This window comes from Shewanella inventionis (genome assembly GCF_014641855.1).
Lineage (GTDB): Bacteria > Pseudomonadota > Gammaproteobacteria > Enterobacterales > Shewanellaceae > Shewanella > Shewanella inventionis.
Genome location: NZ_BMII01000102.1, coordinates 1 through 1,391 on the forward strand (window position 1 = coordinate 1; position 1,391 = coordinate 1,391).

General features: G+C 44.6%; 1 protein-coding gene. It reads left to right on the forward strand.

Going from position 1 to position 1,391, the window contains the following annotated elements:
• The first annotated feature begins 109 nt into the window (after positions 1-109).
• A complete protein-coding gene (locus tag IEW93_RS21740) occupies positions 110-1,378 on the forward strand; it encodes an IS4 family transposase (protein ID WP_188741273.1) in 1,269 nt (422 codons plus the stop codon).
• Positions 1,379-1,391: the final 13 nt, after the last annotated feature.

Genomic DNA, 1,391 nt, shown 5'->3' on the forward strand with positions numbered 1-1,391 from the left:
CATAGACAGGATCTTTAGCAATAAACCTATATTTTAGATAGAAAAAAGGCCTTATTTATGATCTGATAATTGTCGCCAAACAAATCAACATGACCAATAAATAAAGCCGATGACAATTATCACCTTAAAAAAGCAATTTATGCAATTCTTCAATGCAGACATCCTTCAAAAAATGGCTAAGCGCACAGGGTTTATACAGCGAAATCGCGCTGTATTACCTGAACTATTGGTACCGAGCTTGCTCTCTGCGTTGAGCAAAGGGAACTGCCATGCCATTGCTGACTTACATCGTCAGTTTAATGGTATGTGTCTGACAGAAAATGATAATGTGGCTTACAAACCTTTTCATAATCAGCTCCGCAAAGCCGCCTTTGCTGATTTTATGAAGCAATTGGTTCAGCTGGCTATCGCTCAGTTTGCTCGCCAACAATGCGCTTCGCTTCCGAAGAAGTTGTTAGGCTTTGATGATATTTTGCTTCAGGACGGCAGTTCTTTTCATGTTCACAAGGCGTTAGCTGACGTGTACCCAAGCCGCTTTAAGCGTAATCCAGCCGCGATAGAGTGCCATATGACCCTGTCATTGCGCACATTTAACCCCACGGCAATGGCGATAAGTGCTGATACCGCTTCAGAAAGAACCTATCTCCCCATGGCCTTTAGAATGAAAAATACACTGCTTCTGGCTGATGCGGGCTATCCTGATTTCGAATATTTTGCCAATGTGGAACGGCATCAAGGGTTCTATATTTTTCGGGGGCAAAAGTCACTCAACCCAAGAATAGTTGAAGCTAGAAATGGCAAGGGCCGTGTACTGCCTAAGCTTGCCGGAATGAAGCTTAAAGACATCACGCGTCGCACCAATCGCTCAGAAGTGCTTGACCTAAAAGCCCTGCGGGGAACGCAGGAATTTCGAGTGATAAGGCGTTGGTTTGCAGAAGAAAAACGATTTTGCATCTGGCTAACCAACTTACCGGCAGAGTCTTACTCAGCCGATGACATTATGGCGATTTACCGCTGCCGCTGGCAGGTTGAACTGCTGTTCAAAGAGTTGAAATCACATACAAACTGGCAGAGATTTGCCACCGCGCAGAAAGCGATAGTTGACGGCCTAGTATGGGCCAGCCTGTTGGCACTTATCATCAGACGCAGCACTGCGATGCGCATCATGCCTTCAGTTTCGCTGTTCAAAGCGGCAAAGAATGTGGACGTTTGGCTACTGCCAATCTTTGAGTGTATCTGTCATCGGGCTTGGTCAGAAATAACAGAAAAGATAGACTGGGCGGTCAGCTATATAACAATAAACGCAAAAAAGTCACAACAAAGAAAATCTAGAAAAGACATAACGTTAGATGGAGTTTTTGCAGGCCTTAATGCTTAAGGTCCAGTGTATG